The sequence below is a fragment of the Janthinobacterium lividum genome (genome assembly GCF_034424625.1).
GTDB lineage: Bacteria > Pseudomonadota > Gammaproteobacteria > Burkholderiales > Burkholderiaceae_D > Janthinobacterium > Janthinobacterium lividum.
Window position 1 is genome coordinate 1 of the sequence record NZ_CP139977.1, and the last position, 22299, is coordinate 22299.

Annotated in this window: 14 protein-coding genes; 6 read left to right on the forward strand and 8 right to left on the reverse strand. The window is 49.7% G+C overall.

Features of this window, described 5'->3' with window-relative positions; all coding sequences use genetic code 11:
- Nucleotides 1-9: 9 nt before the first annotated feature.
- Together U0004_RS28525 and U0004_RS28530 are read left to right on the forward strand one after the other, a co-directional pair.
- Nucleotides 10-4014 carry a tetratricopeptide repeat protein gene (locus U0004_RS28525; RefSeq protein WP_139144081.1) on the forward strand — a complete coding sequence of 1335 codons (4005 nt, stop codon included), beginning with the start codon at nt 10-12 and terminating at the stop codon, nt 4012-4014.
- A 770-nt stretch (nt 4015-4784) separates the two neighbouring features.
- A complete protein-coding gene (locus tag U0004_RS28530) occupies nt 4785-5693 on the forward strand; it encodes a hypothetical protein (RefSeq protein WP_070254250.1) in 909 nt (302 codons plus the stop codon).
- 798 nt (nt 5694-6491) lie between these two features.
- Here the strand turns inward: U0004_RS28530 and U0004_RS28535 are convergent.
- The 4 genes from U0004_RS28535 to U0004_RS28550 form a co-directional block, all read right to left on the reverse strand.
- A complete protein-coding gene (locus U0004_RS28535) occupies nt 6492-6815 on the reverse strand; it encodes a hypothetical protein (RefSeq protein ID WP_071653628.1) in 324 nt (107 codons plus the stop codon).
- A gap of 616 nt (nt 6816-7431) precedes the next feature.
- Entirely contained in the window at nt 7432-8280 is an 849-nt protein-coding gene (locus U0004_RS28540; RefSeq protein WP_070254249.1) for a pentapeptide repeat-containing protein, read from the reverse strand.
- Between the two features lie 364 nt (nt 8281-8644).
- A complete protein-coding gene (locus U0004_RS28545; RefSeq protein WP_070254248.1) occupies nt 8645-9208 on the reverse strand; it encodes a 3'-5' exonuclease family protein in 564 nt (187 codons plus the stop codon).
- A gap of 184 nt (nt 9209-9392) precedes the next feature.
- Entirely contained in the window at nt 9393-9641 is a 249-nt protein-coding gene (locus U0004_RS28550) for a zinc ribbon domain-containing protein (protein WP_327076264.1), read from the reverse strand.
- A gap of 762 nt (nt 9642-10403) precedes the next feature.
- On the opposite strand from U0004_RS28550, the gene U0004_RS28555 reads away from it, so the two are divergent.
- The 4 genes from U0004_RS28555 (at nt 10404) to U0004_RS28570 (ending at nt 17451) form a co-directional block, all read left to right on the forward strand.
- Complete coding sequence (locus tag U0004_RS28555; protein ID WP_070254247.1) at nt 10404-10811, forward strand: hypothetical protein; 408 nt, start codon at nt 10404-10406, stop codon at nt 10809-10811.
- A 625-nt stretch (nt 10812-11436) separates the two neighbouring features.
- Nucleotides 11437-12633, forward strand: a complete 1197-nt coding sequence (locus U0004_RS28560) for a DUF6361 family protein (RefSeq protein ID WP_070254246.1) — start codon at nt 11437-11439, stop codon at nt 12631-12633.
- Complete coding sequence (locus tag U0004_RS28565; RefSeq protein WP_070254245.1) at nt 12630-14429, forward strand: phospholipase D family protein; 1800 nt, start codon at nt 12630-12632, stop codon at nt 14427-14429. Before U0004_RS28560 ends, U0004_RS28565 begins: the two co-directional genes overlap by 4 nt.
- 22 nt (nt 14430-14451) lie before the next feature.
- Nucleotides 14452-17451, forward strand: a complete 3000-nt coding sequence (locus U0004_RS28570; protein WP_071653625.1) for a DEAD/DEAH box helicase family protein — start codon at nt 14452-14454, stop codon at nt 17449-17451.
- A gap of 387 nt (nt 17452-17838) precedes the next feature.
- On the opposite strand, the gene U0004_RS28575 is transcribed toward U0004_RS28570, so the two are convergent.
- From U0004_RS28575 to U0004_RS28590, 4 genes are all read right to left on the reverse strand, one after another.
- Nucleotides 17839-18978: a hypothetical protein gene (locus U0004_RS28575; protein WP_070254244.1), complete on the reverse strand. Its 1140-nt coding sequence runs from the start codon at nt 18976-18978 to the stop codon at nt 17839-17841.
- A 688-nt stretch (nt 18979-19666) separates the two neighbouring features.
- Nucleotides 19667-20449, reverse strand: a complete 783-nt coding sequence (locus U0004_RS28580) for a hypothetical protein (RefSeq protein ID WP_139144080.1) — start codon at nt 20447-20449, stop codon at nt 19667-19669.
- Nucleotides 20446-20709 carry a hypothetical protein gene (locus U0004_RS28585; RefSeq protein ID WP_139144079.1) on the reverse strand — a complete coding sequence of 88 codons (264 nt, stop codon included), beginning with the start codon at nt 20707-20709 and terminating at the stop codon, nt 20446-20448. Before U0004_RS28585 ends, U0004_RS28580 begins: the two co-directional genes overlap by 4 nt.
- A gap of 594 nt (nt 20710-21303) precedes the next feature.
- Complete coding sequence (locus U0004_RS28590; RefSeq protein WP_115057682.1) at nt 21304-22209, reverse strand: LysR family transcriptional regulator; 906 nt, start codon at nt 22207-22209, stop codon at nt 21304-21306.
- Between the last annotated feature and the right edge of the window lie 90 nt (nt 22210-22299).

Here is a 22299-nt window from a genome sequence, read left to right on the forward strand (position 1 = left end):
ATGTCAACCGTGACTAACACACAAAACGCATCAGGGCAGCCGACCCTCCCCAGAAATAAGAAGAGAGAAGCTATTCCAGCCCTCACCGGATATGACTACCAAGTATGGGTAGCAATGAGTCAGTGGTTCGATCTTTCTGATAATGCCGTGCTCTTCATGGAAGGCGCTGAGGACTTGGATAACGTCGAAGAGCACTCCGCCGAAACAGTACAAATTAGGCATACTCAGGCAAAAATTTCCTTAAATACCTCCTATGCAAGAGAGGCAATAGTAAATTTTTGGAATTTATTGCAACGAGAGCAACATGGCCGTGATATCAAATACCTTTATCTGACTACGTCTGAAGTTACCCTTGAGAATAATGCAAATTTTGGCGGAATTAGTGGAATAAATTTTTGGGATACAGCCAAACATAATCAAGAGCACGCATTACACCTTGCGAAATATTTGGCTATGGGAATTTCCGCACCCCAATCGTTGCTGGAATTTTTAAAATCAGAAGATCCTCAACAACTTCAGTCAAAATTATTTTTGAGGTTTACATGGCTAACCAGTCAGCCCGGCATTGATATCGTTAGCGAAATCGTTTTAGATAAAATTCAAATAGCTCTAAAGAAAATTTATGAGCATGATTATCCAAAAGCAAGTCTGGAACAAATCCGCGCACAACTTCACGGCTATTGTTGGGAACAACTTCGAAAAAATGACTTGTCAGAACGAATACTTACAAAAAAATCACTTTTAACTGAGTTGCAAAAAGCTGCAACTATCACTGTAACTCTCCCCTTACACGCATCCGCATCTATTCTCGGGATGGCGACCCATCTAAACCTACACGGCAGTGCACTAACTATTGCCATGCTGGTTGAATCCGTGCCTATCCTTCCTGCGCCTACGTTACTCCGAAAAAGCCTCACCGCGTCCGTCAAATCAAAACTAGACGCATACATCCCGGTATTGCTAACTGGCACTGTCCACCAAGGCAAAACTACAATCGCGAGCATCGTTGCAAATGCACTCGATCGGAATGCTTTCTGGGTTGATTTAGCTGATCGTCCCGCCGGACAGATTCGTGAAATTTTCAATTTCTTTTCGCTATTCATTGAGAAGCCAGACTTCCCGAATCTTATAGTTTTTGATGATATAAACACCAACCCAAGTCAGCAAGCAATCTACTCGCGTGCTCTACAAAAACTAATATTCAAAGCTAACAATCTTGGAAAATCACTTCTTCTAACCGCGCGCGGCAGTTCGGAAGCGGTAGATGCGCAGTTCAACGCACTCAACGCTGAGACGGTGGAAGTAAAATCAATGTCACTCAAAGACATTGAAGTAGAAGCAATCGAGTTAGGTTGTGACGCCTCGCGTGCCACGCAATGGGGCGCTATAGTTGAAATGCAAACATCAGGCCACGCAAAGTTAGTACAAGTTCGATTGAACGAGCTTTGTGTTAAGGGATGGCTTCAACCCACAGCTGACGATTTTTTGGGAACCTCACAGGCTTTGCAAAACGAAAGATATATTGCAAGAGCATTACTATCGGAGTCACTTAATGCGAATGGAGATGAGGTAGAGTTTGTCTATACTGCGGCCGAGTTGAACTTCTCTCCATCAAGGACAATACTATTAAATCTTGGAGATTTATTTCCAGGTATCTCATCAGCCGGTGATTTAGTTTCCCGCCTTGAAGGTAAATGGCTAGAGGCAGCAACCGGTGGTCGGCTTCGAGTAACACCACTCATAAAAGCTGAAGCAGGAGTTAATTGGAGTGAGGGAAAATTTCGCCTTGCTCATAAGAGATTATTTGACGCCATATCTCAGCAAAATAGCATAACCCCAATAGAGGGTTCCGGCCTTATATTTCATGGATATATTTGCAAGGATGGCGAGCGATTAACCCAAGCAGTCGTTAATACGCTTGCAATCAAAGATTCTAGTTTGAAAGTGTTAGTTTTTCGTAATTTAACTTGGCTTTCTAGCATAGGTCATGAGATTGGAAAAAGTATATTTCCAGAACAAAAGCTGGCCGCTCTGTTTCTCCGAAATTTGCAATTTCAGATGGCTGCGCATGAGGAAAACGAGAATATTGAAAAAATCCTCTCTCTTTGGTGGTATGAGTTAGAATCCTCTATTGAGGAACTACAGGTGCGAATGTCGCAAATACTTCACGTGACGGTGTTGACTGCACAAATACATGTTCCAATGAAATTGGTGGCAAAAAGTGCAAAGCTATTTGAAAATGGCGATTCTCCCATTAGTTTAGATATAAAATCAAACCTCCTCAGCGACAAAAATTTTGGTGAAATCCCAAATGACAGCACGCCTTTTCAGATTTTTTTAGCCTTGAAACAAAATATCTCTACCAGTATAGAAACATTTGTCGACTTGGTATCATGGCTTGAAGTGGAAGAAGATACGCTTGTATTGCAATTCGACGAAATCATTGGATGGCCAATTTCACAGCATTGCGGAGCATTTGTTCACAGTGCTTGGGTTAATTACAGCAAAAAAAATGTAACTTGGGTAGATTTACTCGATGTGTTCTATTCGGCTTGGCAACTATCGAAAAACCGAGGTATGAGGAATTTCGGCATTGAGATAGCCAAAGCAATTTCTCTAATCGAATCAGAGTATAAAAATGAGCAGTTCATTGCGCTCCAAATTTTAGATGCTGCTACCAAAGACTTTGGTGCATCTGTTATCTTAGAAGAACAGCGTGCGAACTGTTATTTCCACAGCAAACAGTACGACAATGTGGTAATCGTATGGCGTAACATAGATATACTTTTTCAAAAAAAGGTCATAGACCCATTCGCCTATCGTCGAGCAGGTATTGCGGCAGCAGAGATTAAAAATTGGGAACAGGCAGCTGCGTATTTTGAGGCTGGAGCTCGATGCCTTCCCGTCGGCACTCCGCTACCAACCAGGAGCTCGTTGTACGCTGAGGCAGCTCTGGCACACAGTAAAGCGGGGTTACTCGATAAAGCTGTAGAACTGATGCGCCAGTGCGAAGAAGAACTTCCCCAAGCTGCGTCGCTTGACGGAGATGCGCGCTGGGAAGCAACCTTGCGAGTGTTAGCAGCCGCCGCAATTCAAATTCGTGGCGATGCTCCATCAACCCCGACAGGAGAATCCTTCACGCTAAAATCCGGATTTAGCAGCAACCCTGAATTAAATATGCAAAAGACTGATAAGCTGCAGAAATTTCGATTAGCGATTTTCAAGCTTGAAGTCCATACATCCTATCTATACGTGCATACGGAAAATAAAAATTCGCTATATCAAATCAAAACTTTATCTCTCATCAACCCGCAAATTACATTTTTAGCGACAAACAATATGCTGGTACTTCAGCTTAGGCAGGGTATCAAAGCTTCATATTTTGAATATCTTGCGAAATTCGTCGATGCATCTGAAGCTATGCGTTCGCAAAGTCCATACTCTACCCTCTCATACAGTGAGGAAAGTTTGGTTATTGGTCATCTCATCTTGCCGCTTCTATTAAAAAAAATCGAAATTCAAGATTTCATTAAACTGTGCAACTCTAAAGAAAACCTGATTGACACAAAAGCGTCCTCTGTAGCTCTTACAGAAGTTATGAAACAATTCAAAAAAACTCCGAAAATGGCGGGAGAGACTTTAGTGGACGAAAATGCAGCGCTTGCCACGCGTGCCGGGGCGGCAATGGTTATTCTTAAGAGCGGAGGGAGCCGAGCAGACGCATTAACTGCCGCCCAAGCGCTACTTGCATTAGTATCGATGCGTGCTATTATTGCCATGAAATCGAGCGATATAGAATTTCAACTTGCAGCTGAATTTATCGAATTTTGGCGCCCCGTAGTTCTTGCTCCGGCTCAACTAAAAAATCCCGATTGGACGGTGCCTGCATTAAACGAAGTCTTTCGGGATGTTAGGCGAAAAAAAGCGGGCCTAAAGCAACTGTTAAAGTGTGCGTCTGCTGCTTCTGGCGTAAATATAGATGGAATAATATCTAGTATTCCTGAACGAAACTAAGAACGCCTAGCAAAACGTCGTCCAGAGAAACAAACGGCCCCGAAGCTGGTCAAGCCCGCCTGACATCGTTTTCGGGAGCCCACCATGGCCAAAGCCCTTCTTCCTGACGACCTGTGGGCGCTGATTCAGCCTTTGCTACCTGCAGGAGCCTAGGTGCCCTGCCAGGCTCCTGGTGTGCGATCTCGTAGCAGCCGGATCCAACGACAAGATCGGGGCTGGCCTGTCTAGCCGCCCTGCCCTGCAGACACTCATGCCGCGCGCTAGCAAAAGCCGGCCGTCCCTAGCCATAGCTGCCGGCGAAGGATCGTTTATCCGATCGAGGCAGCAGCGGAGCGCCTGCTTTTACGCTCGATAGCGGCACAGTTGGCTACGATAAACTAGCCCGTCTTCTGCTTTGAGCGCTCGGCCAGATCGGGGACTTTGCGCGCTGGCGGTGGAGTTGCGATCACGGCTGACGCGACATGGCACCTGACGGTATCACGCCACAACAGAAGCTTGCCATGGTCGCTTAACCTCTACTTTTAGGGCGCTCTAAAAATGGGGGGGGGGATTACCTATAGACTTGCCAAAGGACCTCCGGCGAAGCTTCAACCATGTTTTGTTCTTTGTGCTAATAGCGAATATCTAAAGGGCTGTGATATGATTTTGGTCGGCTTGTATGGGCCCGCCAGTCCACCAACGGCAAACACACAGTGAAGTCCTTCACTTACCTTTTCCAACGCAGCTCTCGTTAAGGTGGACGCCGGGAAGCGCGCGTTTGGAGAAGTTGCATGAAAAAAAGTCCATACTCTGAGTTACTTGCTTGCCTCAAGAAACAAGCGATGCTCCTCGCTAATACCAACCAAGTTAGCTACATGAGGGCATTGGAAAGCTTAGTCCGTCAAAACAATATCGAAGATCTTCACAGGCTCCAGTGTCTTGTAAAATCTGAGGCCCTCACCTCAGCTATCGGTGCGGCCGAAATACTGCCTTGTCCAAGATTAATGCAAACGATCTATAGGATTCGTATCGGTAAAAGCACCTGGTCGCTGAGGGTGTCAAAGCATGGGCCAAATCTTTACATCGAGGATCGTCCATACTGTGAATTCGAAGATGATTCGCGCACCTCTGACCTAGGCCTATTCCAGGTTTTCGTCAGGGGTGTGAACATGCGTGATGGTCATGGGGACTACCCTAGGGATGGGTGGGTAGTGACCCGTTATGGCCACTATCGAGCACACACACTGGAATTCTTTTCCGATGAGGATGCGCAGGCGCTGTCGTACCACTTCGGAATTCCTTTCGCGCCAAAAACCTTCGGACGCTATGCGTCCTATTCGCAAAGCGAGTATTCGGAATTCTGCTTTCTAAAATCCCCCGCATTCGCAGCGTTGCGGAGGGCTTTTCGATGCGGCCAGATCACGTTGCCCCCAATGATCAGTTGGAACTATGGACTTTGTTCGCTTTGGCCTCACTTGGTCGCGATGTCCGACAAAGACTTCGAAGATGTTGAACGTATCATGACCTGGTGCTTTCGAGCGATAGGTATGAAGCTCCCTCATGAGGCCCTTCTTGAGCGCTGGAGTGAGGTGCCAACACTAGGACTAACTGGGATGGGCGTTAGTAGCCTGGGTGACATGTTTCGCCTGCGCAATGCAAGCCGCAAAAAGCGCCATTCCATCAGAGCGCAAAACAGCTAGCTAGTCAGCACCACTCAGAGGTGGATGAGCATGTCGCAGTTCGTTCACCTCAGGTACAGTAAAAGGTGCTCATCCGAGATGACGTTGGCGTTACCATTAGCTACCCTTCTGAAAATCCTGGAAGCGGAACCGAGAGTCTTACCAAAACGAAGCCATTCCCGAAATTTCGCCGCATCTTTTTCACAGGCGAATGGACAGCCTGAATCGCCACCGGTAACTTAGACTCTCCTGATCCATGGTTCTTGAAAGATATAAAACCGATGGATCGCGTTTGAGCCTGGGTGTCCGGCCAGGCACCTGGTGCGCGATCTCGTAGCTGCCTGCTCCAACGCCAAGATCGGGTCTGTTTAGTCTACCTCCCCCTGCCCTGCAGAGACTCCTACCGCGCGCAAGAAAAAGTTGACCTCCCCTACCTATCACTGCCGGCGAAGGATGGCTTAGCTGACCGAGGCAGCAGCTGAGCGCCTGCTTTTGCGCGCTATAGCGGCACAGTTGGCTACGATAAACTAGCCCGTCATCTGCTTGAAGCGCGGGATAAGATCGAGAACTTTGCACGCTGGCGGTGGACTTGGCATCACGGCCGGCGCGACATGGCATCTGACGGTATCACTTCAAAACAGATGCTTGCCATGGCCGCTTAACCTCTACTTCTAGAGCGTGTAAAAAATGGGCGGATTACCCCACGTAGCGTAAATTCGAACGACTATACCAGTCCAGCTGCACTGGACTGCCAAGTGCCGAGTAGGTGAGTCCGCACAGATTGACCAAGTCAATCCAACTAACTAGACCGAAGTTCTTTTAGGTTTTGTCCGTATCGGTACCGAGAACTCTTAATTGCTGAACCTCAAGTCGAATTGCTTCAGTAAGTTCGGAAACTTCAGAGGAATGAAGTCGGTATTCAGCTGTTACCTGCTCTTGGCTCTTGTTGGCAAGAAAAAAAAGCTTACCAGCGACCTCTAGTAGCAGACCGACCAATTTAGAGCTTCGATTGAGTCTGTTGGCTTGCACCCAGCGGTCGAGTGCTCCACTAGACATTCCGTAGAGTTCCTCGCGCCAAAGTGCGCTGTTCACAGCGAGAAGCACTTCTCGCTGAGCGACAATGCGATTGTTAAATTCAGTCATCCTCTTACCTCTGCGAGTAGTTGACGTATCCAGGTTTGGATGGAAGGAACCGCCCTGAGTACAAGCATAACCTCTTCGTCTGACAGCGCAAGGCCTATCCCACGCGTTGACAGCACTCGCGCGCGCGTGAGGACGCCAAATGCTTCTGCGTCCACGCTTAGCGGTACATTGATCAACAAGGGGGATCTCCTTGAAAAAACGGGATGGCCACGCCAGATCGAATAGCAGGTGGCAAAGTTTCTAATACCTAGGAACATACAAGACAGATTGAAAGTGGCGTTCACTCGAGTTTTCGATAGTTGATTAAACGAATCAGAAAAAAGGTTAGCGAACTTTTCGCAGTCCTCCGCTCCAGCCGTGTAGGCTGCTGGAGCTCCCAGCGACGCGATGAAGTCTATACCATCTGACGAAAACAGGAGCTTAGATTCCAAATGGAGGTGCCAAGCAAACGGATTTCCCTCTGCCCATAAGTTGCGCAATCGATCATGCTGATATACCGAGAACTTTTCAGTATCAATGTCAGAATTGGGCCCAGTGATGCAGGCAAGGAGGTCGACATCTGATGACTTATCAACTTCACCCCGGCAAATCGAGCCAAACGCGTAAAAGTGCATGTTCATCGGCGGCCAAAGCGCTTGACTAGGAGCGCGGTGAGCAACGATAACGCAATAAGCTTTGCAGCAGTGATCGCCGACGCGGCTGCGATCGTGTGGGATGGACGAGAAAGTGTCCCGAGGAATATTGCCGGAGCGGCCTTTAGACTCTCCCAGTACTCCAGGATCGTGGCCGAGCCGCTGGAAGCATTTGCATCGTAGGCAGCAATGATCATCATCACAATAATGATCGTCCGCAGCAGCTTGGAAATACTCTCACCATTCCCCCAAACAAAATGAAGCACCCAGAACTCAACCCAGGCCAAAAACTGGCGGACGCGCAGAAAGCCAGGGTACTTCTTACGGTAAAACTCATCCTCAGATTGCCAGGACTCAAGTAGATGACGTGAGGTAGCATCAAGTTCTTGTGTGATTGCCTCATTCACCGCTTTTGCATCGCCAACTTGTTGGAAGTTCATACGCAATGAGCGCGCAAAACGCATCTTGAGGTTCTGCCGGCTGGGGTTCCAAGCAGTCAGAATATCAGAGTCAATTTGACAACGCTCGAAGGTCGCATAGTCAAATTTGCAACCGGGAAAACTCGACTGATGCAGGTTAGATCCGATAAATCGGCACCCCGTGAAATCGCAGGAGTCAAAAACGCAGTTTTTAAAATAGCAGCCGTCAAATACGCTATGTTCGAACGACACGTTCTTGAATGTAATTTTGCTCGCGTTGAGGCGGGTGAAGTTCTTAAATTTGAATGTAACGGCCTCGTCCGCAATGTTTTTGGCGACGTAGTGGTCAGTAATGTTCTGTCTATTCCCAAGAGAATAATCGGCCGGTATCGCAGACAAGTTATCGTCAGTCATTTTAGGTTTCGTAATTGGGTTGGCTCATATTCGCTAAAATCGTGTCTTTTGATAAGCGGCTACGACCGAGAAGTCAAATGTGCGTATTATCCCCCTTCAGAGGTGATGTCGCACGGATTTTTGCGTAGAGGTTCCACCGTCGACGCAACTGTCGACCGGGTTGCATTGGCGCAACCGAGATTTTTTCTTCCTCAATGACCATTGGATGGGATAGACACACTGCATTCTGCAACTTTTCCGGCTACTTCGAAAATCTTCAAGCTTCCCCAGCTAATTGACTGCCAAGAATAGGGCTTGCGCCCTTCACCAGTGTTCGGGTCTGACCAAATCAATCTGCGGTATCTACTTACTCTCGATTGACGGATTAGGTGCCGATTTCTGCATGATTTGCCCTAAGCATGTTGCAGAACAGTGCTCCTTGCTCAATCGCATCATCAAGTGCAACGTGCGTGTGGGGAAAATTGTCGAACCACTGTTTGGGCATGTTGCGCTTCGTGCTCTCGCGATACTCAGTCTTCAGAATTGCCATTGCATAAGATTTCATGTCCAGTGCTGAATGGCTGAATGGACTCTCGCCGACGAAGCGAATGAGATACCAATACACGAATAAGAAGTCGAAGCCTGCCGGATAGGCGACGAATACAGGCTTTCCCTTAAGCGACTTGATCCAATCAACGTAGGCTCGCATGGCACTTTCGGGCTTCTGTAATTCGCCTCTGCACGCAGCCCACGCTTCTGGCTGCGTGGCCCACCAGTCGGCTGTCTTTGGATGAGGCGATGCGCCATCCAGCGTTTCAAGGTTCGCGGAGAAAGTTGAGACGAGCTTCTTGTCTGGTGTATATGCGGCTGAGCCGAAGCTCAACATGGAATGAGGACCTGGGATTGGCCCGTCAGTCTCAACGTCTGTGCTTATGTATATCTCGGTCATGTGATTGAATTGTTGTGATCTGCAGCGCCTAACTGCAAAGATTTTCTGATAATTGTACCCAGGCTTGCGATGTCTAAAGCACCCTGGCCGCCTCTAGCCGATTATGGCACTACTAATCAAGCTATGTAATCGTTATTTTTTCGGGTGAAGCATAGCAACTTCAAGGATGATCCGCTTGGGTTCACTAAAGGCTTGCAAGTCGCTTGAAATTGGTTTTTTTTGTAGGATTGGGTGTAGCTTGTTGTTGAATCGGTGACGTACGCGCCGTTCCCGTCCCTCCTATCCCCTTGTCCGGGCAAATCTGGCTGGTGTGGTACGGTGGCGCGGCCAGCAACGTGCTGCCGTTCCATTCCATCTTGTAGGCGAGTTGCTGCCTGAACTCGCCCCATCCCTGGTCGAGAATGGCGCGGTGCAACCCCCACTTTTGGCGCACCTTCTTGCCCGGCTGCCGGCATCAACCAACTGATGAACTTGATGCCGCCTACATCGCGACCATTTGCGCAGTTGCTAGTCGACCTTGCGGCGGCGCCGACAGATGGTAGATCAGGGCCACGGCGCCGGCGTGGCCGGCTGTTAACTATTCCCCTGAGACTGCTTCGGTAAATGTTGCGTCACCCATGCGGATCGGCCGTGTTGCCGAGCAGATCGTGCAACGCGGTCGGCCGATCAACTCCCAGTCATTCGCCGATGTGGCGAAGGCCTCGGATGACAGGTATCCTCCCTGCCCTGTAGAGACTCTTGCCGCGCTCAAGCAAAAGCTGACCTTCCCTACATATGACTGCCGGCGAAGGATGGCATAGCTGGCAGAGGCAACAGCAGAGCGCCTGCTTTTGCGCGCTATAGCGGTACAGTTGGCTACGATAAACTAGCCCGTCATCTGTTTCGTGCGCTCAGGCAGATCGGGGGCTTTGCGCGCTGGCGGTGGAGTTGCGATCACGGCCGGCGCGACATGGCACCTGACGGTATCACGCCAAAAACAGAAGCTTGCCGTGGTCGCTTAACCTCTACTTTTAGAGCGCTCTAAAAATGGGGGATTACCCGTCGTGCTGATATCCACCAAACGTTTCTCTCGATTGCCTGGATACTTATCTGCTGGCGATATATTCGGAGATTTTCTTAGGCCTTCTTAGTCTATCTTGTCTTGGCATCGATATTGGTTAATGAGACTGAACCGTGTAAGGTGTGGTATACAGCAGTGAGCCGCATTCCAATTTTTCTTATTTGGCAACTTGCCATCGTCGTAGTTTGGAGCAATATGAAGCATCCGTATCCACCGTATTCTGCCATTGAGCTTGCGCTGAACGAAGTTATTCTAGCTGCTCGCTTGAAAGGAGTAAGCTTCAAGAATACTGAATTGATTACTACGTCAGAGGAGTGGGATAGAGAACTTGTGGTTTTATTTTTTTATCAAAATAACACTGATTTGCAATGGAATCAAGAAACCGGCATTAATGAATGGTTGCAGCGAAAATTCGTTAATGAACTGAATGCCACCAAAGGCCGCTATAGTTTTACTGAATTTCCAGAGATCACTTTCATGTTTGACTCCGAAGAAAATGTTAAGATGAATTTTCAAGGGGATTATTTTTTACGGCTAAGGTAGCGTCTCGTGACCACCGTTTAGTTCGCAATCCAGTTGCTGATACTCATTTTGGAAGGGATGAATTGCCTCCCGTTGCTTAAACTCTCCTGATCCATAGTTCTCAGAAGATGAAAGATCGATGGATCGTGTTAGTGCCCTGGAAGCCCTGCCCGGCGCCTGGCGTGCGATCTCGTAGTTGCCTGATCCAGCGATGAGATCGGGTCCGAGCTGTCTATCCTCTACCCTGCACAAGCGCCTACCGCGCGCTAGCAAAAGCTGCTTGGCCTTCGGTGAAGTTCTCCATGCACGCTTCCGTAGCTAAACCTCAACGTTAATCCCGGGTTCCGCGGGTCGCGGCGCAATCGATTCGAGTTCTCTTTCGCATCATTTCCGCTCTGCAAAGATGCATTTAAGTTAAAGTGTTGCATGATTCGATTGTATCCGCAGTAAGGAGTGGAGCCTCACCAATTGAACATGCGTACTTTACTGATGATGAGCGATATAAAAATGCCGTCCGCTACCGCTGGCGGAAAGACGGAACGGAGCGACTTATTCCGTCGGAGTGGCCAGCAAGATAAGCTGCAATTCATGATTTAGTGCTTGCCGGATTCGCTCGACTCTATTGATAAACGTAGGTAACCTAGATATGAAAAAGAATCAGACAGTAGATCCATCATTTGGTTGGTCCTACTTATCCCGAGATGCCCTCGCTAGGGCAAAATCTCAGATGGAAGAAGAGTCAGTTGGTGTGCGAGACGAAATAGGGTTTCTAACCCTACACCAGCGATATGCTGACTACTTTTTCCCTGGCACATCGGTTTTACATAGCCGGGCACGCTATGCAGTAATGGTGCCATGGTTGTTTGAAGATCTGTCAAAGCTTAACGGCGATGCAGCAAGGAAAGCACTTATTGAGAGGGAGCGGCAACTCGCGGGAAGGCTTAAGGGCGAAGGTATCATAGGAAAGCGAGTTTACCCAAAACCAGCTAGCCAGGCCCCGTCGACAATATATTGGAATGCACTTTCCGTCTGGGGAATCTTAAAACACGGCGCGAACAACCGAAAGATTTCACGAAGGCAGGCTCACAAAATGCTTAACTCGGCTACTGGAGCGAAGGACGACGATGGGCTGCCGTTGCTTTTGGCAGAGCACCCGTTTATACGCCTTCCCAAACGGCCAGCAACTTGGTTTGAAGGTGAGCTGACTCCACGACTAACGAAAAAAGAAGCAGCTTTTCTACGAGACAGGCTTTCAATTTTGCCGCGTCTAGATGGCAGTAACGACTTGTCGCTACTGGCTCTCTTGGTGAAGACACAGTCCCCTGCCCCCGCGAGCATGTGGGGCGAAGAGGTTTTTACGCTTGATCCAAATAATAGCGCCGTACTGAGGCGAGCAGAACAAGCAGCTTATCTTGCCGGCATCGGTCGAGCCATATACGACGGTTTAGTAGAGCTGCTGAGTTCTAACGATCAATCCCCCCTGCTATCGTCAAGGCACACCAATCATATTCCTGAGATCGTGAGCAAATATGGTAGCGCGGCTGTACAACTCGACATTGGCGAGCTGGAGCAAGACGTTGGGGTGCTTCCTAAGCAGCTAAAGACTGTTTTACTTGAGACGCAAAAGTGGATCGTGGCAGGCAAACACGCTCCCGAGAAGCTGCTCTCGTTTTACCGAATTGCAGAAGCCAGGAAGGGAATTCGCGCACGTTTGTCTGATAGCAATGAAGGTCGATTGCGCCGACGAGAATGGGCACTAGACGAACATGCGACTGCGACACCGCTGCACTATCGATGGACGCAAGTGTCCACATTGCTGAATGACCTGGCGGACGCACAATGAAAGAAACTTCGTTAGGGTGGCCTTACGTATCGTTCCTCGAAGGCTTGCATCCGACTCAGGAGCAAAAAGTAGAAGTAGCGCTCTTGGCCTCTTACTCCGCTGACATTGGCTCGATCGGTGCAGCGCTACTTGCGCTGGCAGGTAATGACAACGATGGGGGTAGTGGTAATGCGGCAGAATTCGCAGACGCAGTTGAACTATTAAGAGGAAAAGTCAGGATAGTGATCCAACGCGGTCGCTTGGCGAAATCTAAAAAAACACCAAAGATTGCCAGCATTCTGGACCAATTCGTTAGGGAGGTAGCCCGTGATGAAGCATTTGGGAGCTGGCATCCCAAAGTCGCGCTGATTCGTTATCGTAATTCCGATGCGACCCTAAGTTGGCGACTCTGGCTAGGCAGCCGTAATCTTACGGAGGGCGAAAATCTCGAACTCGGATTGCTGCTGGTGTCTCACGAACAATCTGGCACCGCTATAGATGGAGTGCATCAGCTAGCCATTGCTATTGCTGAGCAGGCAGGCCTGCCGAAGATAGCTCCTCTTCGACTGGCCGACGAGGTTAGTAAAGTCAAGTGGAAGTCTCCCTTAGGTATAAAGGTTAACCGCATCCATTGGATGGACGGACTTGGTAATGCCCAGTTAACAAAACCAGAAAGTGGCACAAATCATCTTGTGATTGTGAGTCCCTTTGTTGACAAGACTTTTCTCGACAGCCAGCGTTTAGAAAACGCAGAAAATCGATGCCGTGTTCTTGTTACGACAATGCAAGAGATCGAGCGTCTCGGTCCTTCACTTTCTGGCTTCAATGAGCTACGAGTACTTGCAGCCCCTGAATATCCTGTTTCAGACGCAGAACTGGACGACGACCCAGAGGACGCAACGCGCCCAGGAGAGGAAGAGCATGTTCATTTCGGATTGCACGCGAAACTGATTCTCGCCCAAAACAACACAGAGAATCGTATGTGGATCGGTAGCGCAAACGCTACATCGAGGGCCTGGGCAGGTCGCAACGTCGAAGTTGTGGCAGAGCTAGCTGTCAGCGACGATATCGCGCGTGGCATGACGACGTTGATGCAAATTTCCAGCTTGGTCGAGTTGCCAAAATCTGTAGGAATACCAGATCCGACAATGCTCGAGAAGGAAAAACTCGAACAGGCGAGAACACAGGTTGCGGCGAAGTGGGCGGCGACGCTCAGCATTCAGGCCGACTTCCTTACCCTTACCCATTCTGATCACAATCATCCCGGACCGCATCCAACTGAGTCGGACATACATTTGCAAGTCGCGACACTCGCCGGCCCACTTTTTACTTGGTCCCGTGGCGACAAATTTATCAATCTTGGCCCAGCGATAAAAGATGAACTAACAGAGTTCGTGCGACTACGGGTGAGCCGAGGCGATCTAGGTATAACTTGGATACAAAGGGCGCCGGCCATTCCGCCATTTGAACTAGAACGCGATAGGCAGGCGCTAGCCCGTTTTCTTGGAATGCGGGGCTTTCTTCTTTGGCTGATGGCTCTTCTGGATAACCATGACGGCGACGAAGCCGACTGGAAAAAAGGAGAAGGATCTGGGTCAGTAAAAGGAGAGCCTAATGAGGCAATTCATTTTCCGGCCTTAGAGGAAATTTTGGCGGCGTGGACGAAGGATCCGAAAAAATTCGCCGAGATCGACAGGCGAGTAAAGTCTTTTTTACCCGCAATCTTGGCTCAGTCAGACCAAACCAATGTCACGTTAATTGATGAGCTGAAAAGGTTCTCAAAACTTTGGAAGATGATACAGGAAGGACTGGGATGAAAATTTCTGAAGAGAGAAAACATTGAGCACACCTAAACCGTTTCAAGCAGCCGCTGTGGATGCAGCATTGAAGGCTTTCGAAAAGAAACGCAAGCGAAACTTCCTAGTCGCCGATGAGGTCGGATTGGGAAAAACAGTGGTTGCCAAGGAAGTAGCCAAACTTATGGCTCAAAAGAGCACCGGGCAGTTTACGATCTACTACATAGCAAACGGCCAGGCTGTCTCAAATCAGAACAAGGAGAGAGTGGTTGGATTCTTAGATGACGTAGAGCGTAGCTGTGCGGTAAAGACTCCTGACAGACTTTCGCTGATTGCTGTCGCAAAACAGTCAAAGGCGAAAATCATCATATACGCATTGACGCCATCGACGTCGTTCCCCGGCGCAAACGCGCGCCTCACTGGAGGACGCAAAGAGGAACGCGCATTTTTACAAGTACTTCTCCATAAGGCGTATCCAAAAATCGCCAAAACGCTGCCACCCGAGTTACTTATACTGACCGCTAAAAAGGAAAGCTGGGCAAGTCTTCTCGCCTCAAGTAACACAACGCTAAAGAGCTCTCCACCAAATCTGTTGGCACGCTTCAGAGAGGCCATAGAAGTCGAATTCGGACCAGAAGGAGCCAGTCGCCTTCAGACGTTATCTACGGGAAAGCCAAGAGAATTTATTGGCAAACTTCGTCGTGCTTTAGCTTTGGCCACGCTGCAAAATCAGCCTCCTGACCTGGTCATATTGGATGAGTTTCAGAAATATAGCGGTCTACTAGCAGCTCGAAAAACTGATCCATTAGTCGAAGTTCTGTTCGGGAAAAACAGTACCGAAAACCCACCGGCAGTTCTTCTTCTCAGCGCGACACCTTATAGAATGCACACTACGCAATGGGGCGACGGCCGTGCCGCATTGGCGCACACTGAACTGCTAGACCTAATTGAGTTCCTTGGCGGCTCCGCCAAGAAGGAGCGCGCGCAGGTGCTATTTGAAAAATTTGGATCAAAATTGAAAGAAATTGCGACGCACAGAAGTGTGACACCAGCTGTGCTTCAGAGCGTTGCCGATGCTGAACAATTACGAGACAAGTTGCGAAGCCTCCTCATCCCAATGATGTCGCGTACGGAGCGTGACAGTATCGAGCTTGGGAATACACAAGCTAAAACCCAACCTCTGACGGCAACCTCGACAAAGGAGGACTTCGGCGTATACAAATATTTAGCGAATAGTTTCCAAGAAAAAGTTAAGCACGAAGCGCTTCCTTACTGGTCATCGATTCCCCTACCTTCGCAGGCGCTAGGACCGCAATACAGCGCCTGGAAAAATCGAATTATCCACCCGCCAGCGAAGCTACAAAGGATGACAGAAGAGGTGCGAAACTCTCTAAGGCCTCCACGCGAATGGGCCGATGCAAAGTTCCGTGCGCTCAGCAAAATAGTCCCGTCCGAGAGACTTGCAATCCCTTGGGTTGCACCTTCCCTGCCTTGGTGGCCGCTTTCGAGTGAATGGCAGCAAAATAATGGAGCTCCAAAGCTACTAATGTTTAGCCGATTCAGGGTAACTCCACCAAGCGTTGCCGCTCTGCTCAGCTTTGGTGTAGAGGCAAAATTCCTATCGAAGAAAGCGGGCTATAAAAAGGCTTACAAGCAACGACATTTCAAATTATCGGGCTCACCAGGCCCTGTGATGATGGCATTCCACCCTTCTCGTTGGTTAATAGAAAATACTGACCCTTTGACGGCGGGAGGTAAGTCATTGAAGGCCATCCGGGAAGCATTACGACGTCAAGTATTGTCTTCACTCCCCCACGATGTCGAGCATATCGAAATCGGGAGGCTGGCTCGGCGCCGACGTTCCATTGCGCATACCATCGGTTCATTAGAGCGCAAGTGTAAACTCGGACATATTTCGGCGACGGCGTGGTCGAGCTGTATAGGCGATGATCAAGCCGCAAAGAGCGCGATCAATAAATGGGACAAGTTCGGGCCGATGACCTCAATTTCCGAGGCTGAACTTATCGATCTCGTTGAGTATGCCCTCTCTGCTCCAGGGGTTGCGTTGGGACGAGCACTATGGCGACATGACCCGACAATTTTGCACGCCAACCGCTATGCTGACCTCGTCAAGCTGTGCTGGCAGGGGTTCCGAAACTACATAGATAACCCTATATTTTTATCGTCTTTACCTGGTGAAAATGCAGTCGCCAAAGTCATGACTGCCGTCATAGAGGGCGGCTTCGAAAGTATGCTCGACGAACATTTTTGGTTGCGTACACAAAGTTTGGACTCTGGCCCAGCTGGCTTGGCTAACGACTTGCTCAAAGCACTAAACTTTCGCGCGGGTAGCTTTAGTTTTTACGGGCTGGACAAGGGAAAATCAGCCAAGGTACCAATCAGATGTCATGCCGCCGTGGCGTTCGGGGGGACAGAATCGGAGTCCGCTGAAATTATTGATAAAAACGGAGCCCCCCAAAAAGCCGCTACTCGACCGGAGGAGATCCGCCAGAGCTTCAATAGTCCGTTTTGGCCGCACGTGTTAACAACCACATCTGTCGGCCAAGAAGGATTAGATTTCCACCCTTGGTGCTCGCGCATTCTGCATTGGGATCTCACGTCCAATCCATTAGATTTGGAGCAGAGAGAAGGACGAGTGCAGCGTTACGCCGGATTAGCCGTGCGTAGGAAGCTGGCAGAGAACTTGAAGAGCAAAGTATTTTTGAAGGCGAATAGGTCCCAGTCCTCACCTTGGAGGCGCATCAAAGAACTTGCAGAACCACATTCTGACCGCAGTGGCATGTCTCCCTGGTGGGTATTGGAGGGTGCCGAGATTGTCAGGCACATATTCGAACGTCCGTTTGGGCGGGACGCCGAGAAATTCGCGAAGATCAAGGAGCAACGCATGATTTATCGGTTAGCCTTAGGCCAACCAAACCAAGAGGATTTTCTGGAGGTGCTTTCGCAAGGAGGGAAAGACACGCGCGAACTGTTACGCCCTCTTATCTTGGATCTTTCAGCAATGGGGCTAAGGAAGCGTTAGATATTACCTATCCGTCAATACGCTCACTTTCGATTTACAGGGGAGTATTGAGGAATGGCTTTAGTAAGAATGTTCGGAGCGTAGAACGGGGGACTCTTTCCTCATCCGAGACGGTTGGTCTACATATATATGACGGCACCATTTCTTCGAGGAAACAGACGGAAAACGCCTGACCTACATCGCTAAAGGCAGCGCCCCTCGGCTTCGTTCCCCTGAAATCGCCCACGCGCGCCACGCTACTGCAGACCCAGGCAGCTGCAACCAATGGTGGGTGTGTGGCCTCCTCCTCAAAAATATGCAATGCGCCTAGTATGGATAAGGAGCGTCGAGGCCACCATGTGATAAGCGCCGTCCAAGCACCGCCTGTCTTTAGCCGTGCCCTTATCATCAAATCAGTTCATCCACATCGACGATACCGGTACGATCAAAGTAATCGGCCGGTGCGAGCACCGTGCCATCGCGCAGCAAACTGATCGCGCCAAGATTCTCGGGAATGTAGATGTCATCGAGGTCCAGCTCTACCGTATTTCCTTGGAACGCCGCCGCACGGACAATGATGTGAAACCGTTTGCGCTCGATGCCGAAAAATTGAAGCGGCGGAGAAAGAACAAACGGATCGACATCCCAATAATTGCGAATTATAAATCTGCCGTCGATGACGCCAGTAGGAGGAATGATACCGCCGACAAACTCTCGCCCCGCAAGCGGGCCAGCATTGCAACGCCAGATTCCACGTCGCTGCCTTGCTGCTGCAGCTCGAAGCGGGAATGCGAATCGCAAGCTGTCAGCAATCACCGGCAACTGAAGTTTCTGATATACCGCCGCATAATGCCCCAGCACCATCGATACACCGATTTCCTCCGGATAACTATCTGTTCGCCGGCCTTCAGTCCACGGGTCTTCAACCCACAGCTTTGAATTCACCCGAGGTTGACTCTCGGTTCCCCAGCGCGCAGCACAGATAAAGCCCTTTACAGCCAGTTCGACCCCATTCGCATCGTGTAGGCAGGCCCGGCCTAATTGTTCTCGAAAAGACTCGAACTCTTTGGTGGCAAACGTCACGGAGCTGTACCGCCCTTTAGCCTCCAGCAGGCTGATACCCCTGCGGCTATCGATTCCGCACACATAATCGGGCAGGTCGCCTTTGGTGCGCCGGCTCCAGCGTGGCCCGCCATCTTTGCTTCTTGTAATGGCATCGCTGAAAGGGCAAAAATAGGTGTACCCGACATGGGTATACATAAACCAGCGCGCAAAAGCCTTGCCGAGTTCATTCGATATATTACGCTTCGATTCGGTATCCGAGCCGATTCCGCGCCCCTTGGTTCTCCAGTCGGTTCCTGACGTGATTTGACTCAGGTACTCAAAACTGCTTGATTTGGGTAAATCATCGCCATACTTGGCTGCCCAATAATGCCGGAACAAGTCCATCAAGGGGACCTCTAGCGACTTCAGTACCCCCCCTCCCGCATCAAGCAAAGTATTGGGAATAGTGGGAAATTGGTCCAGGGCCAGTTCAATGGTGCGCATCGCTATCCTAGGTTTGTGACGCTGCAGTGGAGTAGATGGCTAGCTCAATGGGATATCGAATTTTCGCGCGAGCCGCCAAAACCGTGCAGAGTAACATCTTGCAAACGCAAGAAATACTCACTTTGTCACGCCGACGTAAGTGTCTACTCAGCCTCCGACTAGTAATGTCGTTCGGACACGAGATGAAAGCTAGATCCGCGTACCAATGTGCAGCGGCGTCGGTCATGGAGTCGCCATGTTGATTGAACACGTCTGATCAGTCATCTTAATCCCGAACCTACGGTGGCCGTGATCGTTCCTCACCGCGGTGCGGCGCCTGTCACATCACAGTTGCCATGGCTCCGAATGCAGCTCCCGCCTTCCCAGCGGGGATTGAATCGCCACCATTAGCTTAGACTCTCCTGATCCATAATTCCTGAAAAAGAAGAACCGATGATCATGCTGAGGCCTGGGTGTCCTGCCAAGCACTTGGTGTGCGATCTCGTAGCTGCCTTATCCAGCGACGAGATCGGGGCTGGCCTGTCTATCTCCCTGTCCTGCAGAGACTCATTCTTCGCTCAAACAATAGCTGGCCATCCCTCGCAGGAACGCACGACGAGGGATGGCATATCTCATCGAGTTAGCTGCAGAGCTCCTGCTTCTGAGCACCATAGCGGCAACAGTCGGCCAGCTGTAGCAGGCTGTGAAATTAGTCGCGGCATCGCGGATAGGAATCGCCATCGCTTGGGCCAGGTGGCATAAGTGTGTCGCGCTGGGCGACAATGACTGACAGTACAGCGTTGACAATGTATTTTTGTTCGAATATGGACCGATATATGTAGGCTACCGGCAAAGCATAATCTATTGCTGTGCTTGAGACGCCTTCTTTGAAATGCAGACTGGGAAATTTTCCTGCTTCGTTTAAGACGCGAGGTATGACAATGCAATAATCGTTCTTCAGTTTGAGGAGTTTACGTAAATCGGACATACTGATGAGCGGAGTAAGGATTTCTTCGGTCGGATCAATTTGATATTCCAACTTCCGGTTTTTTGGCACTGTGGAACTGTGCTTTATTGCGACGAATCGGGGAACTCTTGAGGGGCCTACGTGCATTTGGTCGGAAAATCCATATTCAACCTTAAGTGCGGGGAGTTTGCTTACATTGCTGAACGTGATGGTTAGAAATAGCTCAGGGTCTGATGTCCACTGTACGAAATTTGCAGATGCGACAATCAATTTCGTCGGATGTTCGGCGATCAGGAGTGCGTTCTGGTGCCGCTGTAAGGTGTTCAGTTTAGAAACGTCAGCCAGATTATAGACCGTATATTGCGTTTGCAAAATGTTTGTAGACCTATTGTCATTCTTAATTGTTACATCCCGGGCCTGGCCAAAAGCCATTCGGTTATTTCCGGAAACTGTAGTCGTATTAGCGCAAGAAGCGAGTCCACACCAGAATGCGATGGCCAGCGCAGCTATATTGTGACGAATCATTCACTTTCCTTTGGGCCATTACTTATCGTTACATCCCTGGCCTGCCCAATAGCCGTGCCGTTGTCCCCCGATATAAAATTTGTTGTAGTCGGCTTTCCAAAGTTAACAAAGATATAAGTAATCCCAAGAATAACCAAAGCTACGACAACGAGCACGGCAGTGCGTATCCCGGTGGCCCGAATTGAACGCCTGGTGACTTCAAGCGTATCCAAGCCACTGCCAGCGGGCTTGTTCTTTTTCATTTTTTTAGCTCCCATCATATCCACACTTTCTATTGTTATAGTGATCGTCGTCTCCTCAACTTTGACGACGCTGCATGAATATACAGAATTCTTGAGTGATGAGTACGGTTTGACATAGATGATCCTTGGTTCTTGAAAGATGAAAAAACGGTGGATCTTGTTAGGAGCCTGGGTGTCCTGCTAGGCACCTGGTACGCGATCTCGTAGCTGCCTGACCCAACGACGAGATCGGGTCTGGCCTGTCTATCCCACCTACCCTGCAGAGGCTCATGCCGCACTCAAACAAGAGCAGATCTTCCCTCGCCATAATGGATGGCGAAGGATGGCATATCCGATCGAGGCAGCGGCAAAGTGCCCTCTTCTGAGCGCGCTAAGGGCAAAGTTGGCTACGACAGCCTGGCCCATAATCTGCTTGAAGTGGTCGATGAAGTCGAGGATTTTGCACGCTGGTAGTGGAGTGCTCATCACGTGACTCCCAGATCGCTCAATTGCGAGAACAGTATTTTGAGCATCTGAAGAGCGTCTGGCAAACTCGTAGCGATTCAAATATCGTGTGAACTGCGATCCACGCGAGGGCGAAAAATCATCTGAAAAACTATAACCCTTTTTAGATTACAGTTTGCCCATCAGATCAATGACAGCTTCGCGTACCCAGCGTTGTCCGCTGTGGTCATGGTTGCGCTCATGCCACAGCATGCTTACGGCGAAGCCCTGCACAGGGAAAGGACATCCGACCACCTTGAGCACTTCGCCGCAATTACGCACCAGTCGTTCCGGTACCAGGGCGACAAAGTCAGAGTGCGCGACGATTTCAGGTACGAGCAGGAACGACGCCGCTGAAAGCACAACATTACGCTTATAGCCTAGCGCTGCGAGTCCGTCGTCCACAGGCGTCGTGAAGTCGCCCCCACGCAGCGAGACGATAACGTGGTCCAGTCGTGCGAACTGTTCAACAGAAAGTCCTCGTCGCAGTCCGGGATGCCTATGTCTGCCGATGAGCACATAGTGCTCGTCAAACAGATGCCGGCTGCGTAAACTGACCGGAGCATGCTCGGGTGTCATCAGCGCCAGGTCCACTTCGCCGCTAGCCATCTGCACTTCCAACTGTAACGGATCAAGATGGCGCAAAGCAAATCGCACACCGGGCCCACGCTTTCGCAGCGCAACTACCAATGGCTGGATCACCGTCTTCTGCAGGTAGTCTGTACAAGCGATGGTAACGGTAAGTCGGGCCTTTATCGGATCGAAGTGGCGGTGTCCAGTCAATGTGGCGCGCACCTGATCTAACGCGTGGCGAAGCGGATCAAGCAGTTCGAGAGCCTTGGCAGTTGGCAGCATGCCACGTTGCACTGGTATCAGTAAAGGGTCATCGAACAGTTCGCGCAGGCGGCTCAATTGTGCGCTAACTGCTGGCTGGCTAAGGTACAGGCGCTCAGCCGCGCGGGTCACGTTTTGTTCAACCAAAAGGGTTTCCAGTGTGACCAGGAGATTGAGGTCCAAACGCTTTTTGCTATCCATGAAATGGATAGTAGCAGAAAATTTTTTTGATTTCACAGATACCTTGAGGCAATGCAAACTGTCTCCACTCTCAATACTCTGTGAAAGCCA

Bases quoted from the DNA above. Each gene is read 5' to 3' on its own strand.
- U0004_RS28530 (WP_070254250.1), top strand. From the start codon at position 4,785: ATGAAAAAAAGTCCATACTCTGAGTTACTTGCTTGCCTCAAGAAACAA.
- U0004_RS28580 (WP_139144080.1), bottom strand. From the start codon at position 20,449: ATGATTCGTCACAATATAGCTGCGCTGGCCATCGCATTCTGGTGTGGA.
- U0004_RS28590 (WP_115057682.1), bottom strand. From the start codon at position 22,209: ATGGATAGCAAAAAGCGTTTGGACCTCAATCTCCTGGTCACACTGGAA.
- U0004_RS28565 (WP_070254245.1), top strand. From the start codon at position 12,630: ATGAAAGAAACTTCGTTAGGGTGGCCTTACGTATCGTTCCTCGAAGGC.
- U0004_RS28560 (WP_070254246.1), top strand. From the start codon at position 11,437: ATGAAAAAGAATCAGACAGTAGATCCATCATTTGGTTGGTCCTACTTA.
- U0004_RS28575 (WP_070254244.1), bottom strand. From the start codon at position 18,978: ATGCGCACCATTGAACTGGCCCTGGACCAATTTCCCACTATTCCCAAT.
- U0004_RS28535 (WP_071653628.1), bottom strand. From the start codon at position 6,815: ATGACTGAATTTAACAATCGCATTGTCGCTCAGCGAGAAGTGCTTCTC.
- U0004_RS28585 (WP_139144079.1), bottom strand. From the start codon at position 20,709: ATGATGGGAGCTAAAAAAATGAAAAAGAACAAGCCCGCTGGCAGTGGC.
- U0004_RS28545 (WP_070254248.1), bottom strand. From the start codon at position 9,208: ATGACCGAGATATACATAAGCACAGACGTTGAGACTGACGGGCCAATC.
- U0004_RS28540 (WP_070254249.1), bottom strand. From the start codon at position 8,280: ATGACTGACGATAACTTGTCTGCGATACCGGCCGATTATTCTCTTGGG.